The sequence below is a fragment of the Streptomyces sp. KL2 genome, from assembly GCF_046529545.1.
Taxonomy (GTDB): domain Bacteria; phylum Actinomycetota; class Actinomycetes; order Streptomycetales; family Streptomycetaceae; genus Streptomyces; species Streptomyces radiopugnans.
On the sequence record NZ_CP127170.1, the window covers coordinates 109,519 to 119,616 of the forward strand.

General features: G+C 75.3%; 3 protein-coding genes. All 3 read right to left on the reverse strand.

The genetic code is table 11. The features are described from left to right. Positions 1–75 precede the first annotated feature (75 nt). Positions 76–1,380 (reverse strand): MFS transporter, encoded by a 1,305-nt coding sequence (locus QPK52_RS00485; protein ID WP_410534795.1) that lies wholly within the window; start codon positions 1,378–1,380, stop codon positions 76–78. 81 nt (positions 1,381–1,461) lie between these two features. After that, positions 1,462–2,757, reverse strand: coding sequence for a cytochrome P450 (locus tag QPK52_RS00490; protein ID WP_410534796.1), 1,296 nt, complete (start codon positions 2,755–2,757; stop codon positions 1,462–1,464). Then, positions 2,754–10,088: an amino acid adenylation domain-containing protein gene (locus tag QPK52_RS00495; RefSeq protein ID WP_410534798.1), complete on the reverse strand. Its 7,335-nt coding sequence runs from the start codon at positions 10,086–10,088 to the stop codon at positions 2,754–2,756. Before QPK52_RS00495 ends, QPK52_RS00490 begins: the two co-directional genes overlap by 4 nt. Positions 10,089–10,098: the final 10 nt, after the last annotated feature.

Consider the following 10,098-nt stretch of genomic DNA (forward strand, 5'->3'; position numbering starts at 1 on the left):
CGGTCCCGGCAGCGCCTGCCCCCGGCCGCCCCGCCCTGGCCGCACCCTCCGGTCCGGCCCGCCGGAGCGCTCCGGTCACCGCATCGCGCGCACGGCGCCGGACGCGAGCACGCCCAGCGCGGTCAGCGCCAGGACCAGGGCGACGCCGGCGAACATCACGCCGGTGCCCGCCTGGGCCAGGGCGCCGCAGGCGATCAGCGAGACGGGCGCGACGGCGTACCCGAGGACCATGTCGACCGAGATCACCCGGCCGAGGACCGACTGCGGGATGTTCCGCTGGATCCAGCTCAGCCCGAAGACCCCCTGGAAGCCGATGGCGAACCCCATCACCAGCACCGTCGCGACCGCCGCCGCCGGATGGTCCAGGATGCCGAGCAGGGCCATGCCCGCGGCCAGCCATCCGGCCAGCCCCGCGATCAGCAGGCCCACCCGGGGCCTTCCCCCGACGGCTCCGCCCGCGAGGGTCCCCAGGATGGCTCCTCCCGCCAGCGCCCCGTTGAGCACGCCCAGGGTCGCCGAGCCGCCCTCCAGGGAGGTTCTGGCCAGGGTGGCGAAGCCGATGGTGAACGGCCCGGCGTAGCAGAAGTTGACGGCCGTGTCGACGACCAGCATGGTGCGGATGCGCGGGTCCCGCCACGCGTAGCGCACCCCGGCCCGTATCCGGGCGGCCAGCGTCTCCCCGGCGCCGGGCTCCGGCGAGGGGGCACCGGGGTCCGAAGGGGCACCGGGGTCCGAAGGGGCACCGGAGTCCGGGCCGGCCTCCTCCTTCTCGCGGGGGGCGGTGCGGATGCGGGCGACGCACAGCCCGCACAGCGCGAAGCACACCGCGTCGACGAGGAAGGCGACGGGGGCCTGGGAGAGGGCGACCACGAGGCCGCCGGTGGCCGGGCCCAGCACGGCGGAGACCCGGGCGCCCGCGCCGAGCAGGGCGTTGGCGGAGGTGAGCGTCTCCTTCTCCACCACCGAGGGCAGGATCGAGACCCGGGCGGGCTGGAAGAAGGCGTCGACCGCGCCGAAGGCCGCGGCGGCCGCGCACAGCATCCACAGCTGGAGTGTGCCGGTCAGTCCGCCCAGTCCGACCGCCGCCATCAGGGCGGCTCTGGCCCAGCTCGAACAGACCATCAGGGCTCTGGGCGACCAGGTGTCGCCGAGCGAGCCGCCCACCAGGGTCAGCAGGGCCCGGGGCACCGCCTGGAAGGTCAGCACGTAACCGAGCGCGAGGGTGGAGCCGGTCAGGGTGAGGGTCATCCAGGAGAACGCGATGTAGCTGAATCCGTCGCCGAGCAGCGACAGGGACTGGCCCAGCCACAGCAGGCGGAAGGAGCGCTGCCGGGCGGGGGCCCACAGCCGTGGGCCGGCGCCCGTGAGGGTGGTCGCCATCGTGGGACCTCTGCCTTTCGTCGGGCCCTCCCGGACCGCCGGGTGATGGCGGTCCGGGAGGGCCGGTGGGATGCGGGCGTGTCAGTAGCGGACGGGCAGGGCGGTCAGGCTGCGGTTGAGCAGCGAGAGCTGCCAGGTGTGCCGCGTCCCGTCCAGGCGCAGGTCCGGGTAGTCGCGGACGAGGACGCCGACGACCGCGCAGGCCACCAGCCGGGCGAGCGCCGCGCCGATGCAGAAGTGGGCGCCGAAGCCGAAGCCCAGGTGGGTGCCGCCGGTGCGCCGCAGGTCGAAGACGTCCGGGTCCGGGAAGCGGGCGGGGTCGCGGTTGGCGGCGGCGGTGACCAGGAAGATCCGGTCGCCGGCGCGGAGGGTGTGGCCGTCCAGCACGGTGTCGCGGGCGGCGGTCCTGATCGACATCTTCGAGGGCCCGTCCAGGCGCAGGGTCTCCTCGACGGCCGCGGCGACCAGTTCCGGCTCCTCGCGCACCGCCCGGAGCCGGTCCGGGCGGCGGAGCAGGGCCAGCAGGGTGTTGGTGATGAGGTTGCTCGTGGTCTCGCCGCCGGCGAACGCCATCTGGGTGAGCATCCCGACGAACTCCTCCTCGCTGACGCCGTCGCCGATCCGGCCGCCGGCCAGGACGGAGCTGATCAGGTCGTCCTTCGGCTCGGCGCGGCGCTCGGCGACCAGGCCGGCGAGGTACTCCTCCAGGCTGACCAGCGACTGCAGCGAGGTGCGGTACTCGCGCTCCTCCTGGGCGGCGCCCAGGACGAGGTCGCCCACGCGGGCGTTCCAGTACCAGAAGGAGGGGGCGTGCGCCTGGGGGACGCCCAGCCAGCGGGCGAAGACCAGGGCGGGCAGTGGTCTGGCGATGTCCGCGGCGATGTCGCCGGTCCGGCCGTGGACCGCGCGGCGGTTGAGCATCGCGCGGGCCGCCCGCTCGGTGAAGGCGCTGTAGCGGGCGACGGCGCGGGCGGCGAACTGCTCCTGGAACACCTGCCGCAGCCGGCGGTGCTGCGGCGGGTCGTTGAAGACCATCCAGCGCGAGAGGATCGCGAAGGCGCGCTCGGCGTCGTCGCGGGCGCCCTGCGGGACCGCGTCCATCAGGGGGCGGACCCGGTCGGCGGAGACCGCCGGGTCGCGCAGGCAGCGCATGACCTGCTCGTGGCCGGTGACCAGCCAGGCCCGGTGCATGGGGCTCCAGTGGACCGGGGCGTGGTCGCGCAGGGCGCTGAGGTAGCCGTAGGGGTCGGCGTTGACGGCGGGGTCGAGCAGGTACCGCTCGGTGAAGCGGGCCGACGGGGCCGGGCCGGGCGCGGTGGTCGCGGCCGTGGCGGCGGGGGCGGTGGGTGCCGCCGTGGTGGTCGCGGTGGGAGTCATCGCCGGGCCTCCGTCCCGATCGTGCCGAGCAGGTCCGCGATGCCCGCGACCAGCGGCTCGGCGAGCATGGACATGTGGTCTCCCTCGGTGACGTGGACGGTCAGGCCGCCCAGGGCGACCTCTCGCCACCGGGCCACGTAGGCGCGGTAGTCGACGTCGAGGCCGGGCATGGGCTCGCCGTCGGGCAGCCCGGCGGCCAGGGTTCCGACCACGAGGTGGACATGGCCCGGGTAGGGGCGCACCCGGTAGCCGGCCAGGGCGGTGAGCAGCGAGTGCCACACCTCGATCGGCGCCTTGTCGACCAGGGCGGCCTCGCCGGGACTCATCCCCGCGCCCAGCAGCAGTGCGGTGAGTTCGGCCGCCGCCTTCTCGCGCTCGGGCGACGGCGGCAGGGCGCGGAGGCGGTCGCGCATCCGCAGCGCCCGGCGCATGTCCCGGCCGACTCCGGCGAGCCGGTCGCGCGCCGCCGGGTTGGGCAGGTAGGGCTCGATCAGCACCAGGGGTTCGACGGTGTGGCCGGCCTCGTGGAGCTGGGTGGCCATCTCCAGGGCGATGTTGGCGCCCATGGACCAGCCCAGCAGGTCGTGGGGGCCGCGCCCGCCGTGGCCGGCGATCTCGGCGACGTAGTTGGCCGCGATGCCGCCCACCGTGCCGGGATCCACGCCGCCCAGCAGGCCGCGGGCCTGGAAGGCGCGCACCGGGCGGCCCGGCGGCAGGTGGCGGGCGAGCGGGACGAACCACGCGGCGCTGCCGCCGGTGGGGTGCACGCACCACAGCGGGGCTCCCCCGCCCTCCCGGAGCGTGACCTCGGAGCGGACGGCGGCGGCCACCGCGCTCGCCTTCCCGGCCGACTCCTCGGCGCGGACGGCGAGTTGGGCGAGGGTGGGCCGCTCGATCAGGTCGCGCACCGAGACCGGCAGGCCGCGCTCGGCGGCCAGGGCGGCCACCCGCACGGTGGACAGCGAGCTGCCGCCGATGCGGAAGAAGTCGTCGTGCACTCCGATCAGGGACAGGCCCAGCACCTCGCGCCACACCTCGGCCAGCAGCCTCTCGGCGTCGGTGGCGGGCGCGACGTAGTCGGTGCCGCTCTCGGCGCGTTCGGCCGACGGCAGCGGCAGCGCCCGTTTGTCGATCTTCCCGCTGCGGTTGACGGGCATCTCGTCGAGGAAGACGAAACGGGCGGGCACCATGTAGGCGGGCATGCCGGCGCGCAGCGCCCTCGCCAGTTCCCCGGCGGAGGCTTCGGCGCCGTCGCGCAGGACCAGATAGGCGACCAGCGCCGGCTCGCCCGGCAGGTCGGTGCGGTGCAGCACCACCGCCTGCCGCACCTCGGGCAGCGCGCGCAGGGCGTGCTCGACCTCGCCCAGCTCGATCCGGAAGCCGCGCAGCTTGACCTGGGTGTCGCGGCGTCCCAGCCACTCCAGCGCGCCGTCGGGCCGGTGCGTGCCCAGGTCGCCGGTGCGGCAGGTGCGGGAGCCGGGCGGGCCGTACGGGTCGGGGACGAAGGTGGCGGCGGTCAGCGCGGGCCGGTTCAGGTAGCAGCGGCCGACGGCCCGCCCGCCCAGGTGGATCTCGCCGGGCACTCCGGTCGGCACGGGCTGCATGTCCTCGTCGAGCACCCGGGCGCTGGTGTTGCGCATCGGGGCGCCGATCGGCGGGCGTCCCGCCCCGGGCCCCAGTTCGGCGGCGACGGACCACACCGACGTCTCGGTCAGGCCGTAGACGTTGTGGAAGCGGCGCCCGCGCGACCAGGTGTCGGCCAGTTCGGCGGGGCACGCCTCTCCGGCCACCTGGAGCACCCTCAGTTCGGGGAAGCGGTCCTCGCCCAGGACCGCCAGGGCGCTGGGCGGCAGCATGGCGCCGGTGACGCGGTGGGTGAGCAGGGTGCGGGCCAGGTCGGGGCCCGGGCGCAGCGCCTCCCGGGGCGCGGTGACCAGCCGTCCGCCGTTCGCCAGCGACCAGGTGAGTTCCAGGACGGAGGCGTCGAAGCCGAAGGAGGCGAACTGGAGGACCCGGTCCCCGGGGGTCGGGCGGATCAGGTCGCGCTGCCCTTCCAGCATGTTGATCAGGCCGTCGTGGGGGATCGCGACGCCCTTGGGGGTGCCGGTGGAGCCGGAGGTGTAGATGATGTACGCCAGGTTGCCGGCGCTCACCCCGCCGTCCGGCGGCGTCCGCAGGGCGGCGGTTCCGTCCAGGGCGCCGGGCTCGTCCAGGGCCAGGACCGGGCCGTCGAAGGGCACCGCCGAGGCGAGCGCGGTCTGGGTCAGCAGCACCCGCATGCCGCTGTCGGAGGCCATGAACTCCAGTCGTGCGGTGGGGTGCTGGGGGTCCAGGGGGAGGAACGCGCCTCCGGCCCGCAGGACGCCGAGGGCGGCGCGCACCATGTCCGGGCCCCGGTCGACGCAGATGCCGACGACCGTCTCGGGTCCGACGCCCAGCGCGTGCAGCCGGGCGGCGATCCGGGCCGCGTCCGCGTCCAGTCCGCCGTAGGTGATCTCCTGCCCGCCGTGGACGACGGCGACCGCGTCCGGGGTCCGCCGGGCGTGCGCGGCGACCAGTTCGTGGAACATCAGGGGGCCGTTGTCCCGGTCCGGTCCGCTTCCCCACTCCTTCAGGGCCCTGTCGCGGGCGGCTCCGGTCAGCGCCGGACGGGTCACCGGGGCGTGCGGGTCGGCGATCATCGTCTCGATCCGCTCGCACAGCACGTCGGCGAGCTGCTCGGCGGTGGCCGGTGCGACGTGCTCGGGGTCGGCGTCGAGGGTGAAGCCGTTCACGCTCGCGTTGACCAGCAGCGGGAACATGGTCCTGGCGATCTCCAGGGACTCGTCCCAGGTGTCGTGGGAGAGCCGGTGGAAGTTGACGTAGTTGAAGACCGCCTCGACCGGGTTCGGCTCCCCGGGCCGCAGCTGCGCCATCCTCGCCAGCGGCATCCGGCGGTGGGGCAGCATCTCCTGCTCGGCGGCGAACACCGCGCGCAGGTACTCCAGCCAGCTCCCCCGCGGACGTTCGACGCCGAAGGGCACGGTGTTGAGGAACAGCCCCCGCATCCGGTCCGCGCCGGGCACCTCGGGCCGGCCGTTGGTGACCAGGCCGATCGAGTGTCCCTCGGCGGCCTCGTCCCGTTCGGCGAACAGGCTCATGGTGTGGTGGAAGGCGGTGATCAGGACGGTGCGCCGGGGTACTCCGGCCGCCTGGGCCAGCCGCCCGATCGGCTCGGCCAGCGCCGCCCAGGAGCGCCGCACCTCGTGGACGGGTCTCTCCCCGTGCCCGCCGCCGTCGCCGCGCCGGGGGAAGCGGACGGGGCGGAGTCCGGCCAGCGCCGAGCGCCAGTACTCCAGCGCCTCCTCGCCGTGCAGCGCGGCCCGTTCCAGGGCCACGTACTCGGCGAAGGCGGGGGCGGGCGGCAGTTCGGGGGGCCGGCCGTCGGCCACCGCGCGCCGGTGCAGGTCGAGCAGGTCCGCCACCAGGGAGGTCAGGCTCCAGCCGTCCAGGACGACATGGCAGTCGGTGAGGACCAGCCGCAGTTCGTGCTCGCCCGTGTGGTGCAGGTGGATGCGGACCAGCGGCGCGGCGGTCAGGTCGAAGCGGCGCTCGAACTCCTCGGTCACGAACCGGCGTACGGCGGCGCGCTGCTCCTGGCGGGACAGTGCGCGCAGATCGGTGTAGCCGACCGGCAGCTTCGCGGTGCGGTGCACCAGTTGGAGGGGTTCGCGGTAGGAGGTCAGGTCGATGGAGGAGCGCAGGATGCCGTGGCCGCGCACCACGGTGTCCACGGCGGCCTGGAAGGCGCCGAGGTCGAAGCCCTCCGGAACGGTGATCTTCAGATCGGTGACGTTGTGGTATGCGCCGCGCCGCGGGTCGGCGAGCATCTCGTGAAGCATGCCGGCCTGGAGCATGGTCAGCGGGTAGGCGTCCTCCAGCCCGTCGGGCAGCCGGGCCGCGTCGGCCGCGTCCAGCTGGGAGAACGGCTCGACGGGGGCGGGCGCCCGGCCGGCCTTGCCGGCGCGTCGGGCGAGGTCGGCCAGGGTGCGGGCCCGGAAGAGGTCGGCCACGGTCAGGGCGAGGCCCGCCGAGCGGGCCAGGCCGATCACGCGCAGGGCCAGGATGGAGTCGCCTCCCAGGTCGAAGAAGCCGGCCGTGCGGCCGACGCGTTCGACGCCCAGGACCTCCGCCCAGATACGGGCCAGGGTCACCTCGGTCGCGCCGGAGGGCGGGACGTGCCCGGCCGGGGCCGGCGCCCCCTCGTCCGCGGCCGCGGTCAGGGCCGCGCGGTCGACCTTGCCGTTGGCGGTGATCGGCAGCCGGGGGTGGCGTACGAACAGCGCCGGCACCATGTAGTCGGGCAGGGTCAGGCGCAGCCTCTCGCGCAGCGCCGCCGCGTCCAGCGGGCGGCCCTCGGTCATGACGACGTGTGCGACCAGGCGGGCGCCGCCGTGCGGTCCGGGGCGGGCCACCACCGCGGCGTCGGTCACTCCGGACAGGGCCCGCAGGGCGGTCTCGATCTCGCCGGGTTCGATGCGGTAGCCGCGGATCTTGACCTGGTGGTCGGCGCGGCCGATGTAGGCCAGCTGCCCGTCGGGCAGGACGCGCACCAGGTCGCCGGTGCGGTACATCCGGGTACCGGGCGGGCCGAAGGGGTCGGTGGGGAAGCGTTCGGCGGTCAGTTCGGGACGGTTGCGGTAGCCGCGCGCGACGCCGCCGCCGGCGACGTACAGCTCGCCGACCGTGCCCTGCGGCACCAGGCGCCCGTACCGGTCCAGCACGTAGCCGTGCTGGCCGGTCAGCGGCCGACCGATCGGCGACCGCGCCGGGGCGTGGACGTCGTCGGCGGTCAGCGTCCGGTGGGTGACGTGCACGGTGGTCTCGGTGATGCCGTACATGTTCACCAGCGCGGGCCGGCGGTCGGCGGGGGTGTCGAACCAGTCTCGGTAGTCGCGCACGTCGAGGGCGTCGCCGCCGAAGACGACGGTGCGCAGCGCGAGGCCGGTGAAGTCCTGCCCGCTGTCGGCCAGATGGGCGCGCAGTCCCTTGAAGGCGGCGGGCGTCTGGTTGAGGACGGTGACCTTCCGGTCGCGCAGGACGGCCAGGACCGCGGCGGGGTCGCGGACCTGCTCCTCGGTGAGCACCACGACGCGGCCGCCGCTGGTGAGCGGCCCCCACAGTTCCCACACGGAGAAGTCGAAGGCCGGTGAGTGGGCCAGGGTCCACACGTCGCCCGGGCCGAAGTCGAAGTGGTGGTCGGCGGCCCCGAGCAGCCAGGCGAGGTTGGCGTGGGTGACCTCCACGCCCTTGGGGCGGCCGGTGGAGCCGGAGGTGTAGATGACGTAGGCGAGGTCCTCCGGCGCGGGGCGGACGTCGCCGGCGTCGGCGGCGGAGGCTTCGGCTTCGGCTTCGGCTTCGGCTTCGGCTTCGGCTTCGGCGAGGGGTATCACATCGACCGGCAGGCCCTGGACCGCCGCGCGGCCGGTGTCGTCGGCGACGACGAAGGAGACGCCGGCGTCGGTGAGGGTGAACTCGCGGCGGGCGCGCGGATGGGAGGGGTCCAGCGGCAGATAGGCCGCACCCGCCCGCCACACCCCGAGCAGTGCCACGGCCAGGTCGGCCGAGCGGTCCAGGCAGACCCCGACCAGCGACTCGCGTCCGACGCCGGCCGCGCGCAGCCGGCGGGCCAGGGCGGAGGCCGCGGCGTCCAGCCGCGCGTAGGTCAGCGTCCGGTCGCCGCCGAGAACGGCCGGCGCGTCCGGGGTGCGCGCGATGTGCTCGGCCAGGCGCTCGGGCGCGGTGCGCGGGGCGGGCCCGCCCGGACGTACGGGAGCGGCCGGGCCGCCGGGGCCGAGCAGGGCGGCGCGCTCGGCGCCGGTGAGCGGATCGACGGTGCTCAGCGGGGCGTCGGGCGTCTCGGTGAAGGCGCGCAGCAGTGCGGTGGTGTGCGCGGCCAGCCGGGCCACGGACTCCCGCTCGAACAGGTCGGGGCGGTAGACGAAGACCAGCTCCCGGCGGTCGCCCTCCTCGCGCAGCTCCAGGGCGAGGTCGAACTTGGCGGTGGTGTGGTCGATGCGGAAGGGCGTGCCCGTGGCACCGCCGAGGGCGAAGGCGCCCCGTCCCGCCGGGGCCTGGGTGAACAGCACCTGGAACAGCGGATTGCGGGTCAGGTCGCGCTCCGGGCTCAGTTCGTCGACGACCCGCTCGAACGGCAGGCCCTGGTGGGAGAGGGCGCCCAGGACGCTCTCCCTGGTCCGGGCCAGCAGCCGTGCCGGGGTGGGGTCGTCGGAGAGGTCGGCGCGCATGACGAGGGTGTTGACGAAGAACCCGGCCAGCTGCTCGGTCTCGGGCCGCTCCCGGTTGGCGACGACCGTGCCGATGGCGATGTCGTCCTGGCCGCTGTGCAGGGCCAGTGCCGCCTGGAACGCCGCCATCACCGCCATGTACGAGGTGGTGTCGGTGCGCCGTACCAGCTCGGTCAGCGCCGCCGACAGCCTTCCGGGCAGCTCGGCGGTGTGCACGGCGCCGGTGTGGCGGGGGGTGTCGGTGCGCGGGTGGTCGGTGGGCAGCTCCAGCGGGGCCAGGCCGGCCAGCCGGGTGCGCCAGTAGCCGAGGTCGGCGGCCTCGTCGGCGCCGCGCTGCCAGACGGCGTAGTCGGTGTAGTCGATCGGCAGTTCGGGCAGCCCGGCCGGACCGCCCCCGGTCCTGGCGCGGTACAGCTCGCGCAGGTCGCGCACCAGGATCTCCAGCGACCAGCCGTCGGAGACGATGTGGTGCATGGCGAGGATCAGGACGTGGTCGTCGTCGGCGGCCTTGAGCAGGGTGGCTCTGAAGGGCGTCTCGGCGGCCAGGTCGAAGGGGCGCATCGCCAGCTCGCGTACGGCCTCCTCCAGGGTCCGTCCGGACAGGGCCGCCAGGTCCGCCGTCTCCAGACGGGACCGGCCCGCGGGGTGGACGCGCTGGTGCGGGACGCCGTCGTGGGCGGGGAAGGTCACCCGCAGCTGCTCGTGGCGGGCGACGAGGTCGCGGACGGCCCCGTCGAGCGCGGCGGTGTCCACCGGACCGGTCAGCCGCCAGGCGGCGGGCATCAGATAGGTGGCGGCGCCGGGGTCGAGCTGGTCGAGGAAGTACAGGCGCTGCTGCGCGGCGGACAGGGGCGCGCGGTCGGGGCGCGGGGAGAGCCGGGGTATGGCGGCCGGGGCGGTGCCGGCCAGCCCGCGCAGCCGCTGCTCCAGCAGCCGCCGGGCGGCCGGCGAGAGTGCGGCGCGCGCTGTCCGGGGCCGGGACTCGGGACGGACCCCGGTCCGGGCCTCGGGCCGGATCTCGGGCTGGATCTCCGAAGTGGTCATGGCGCGTTCC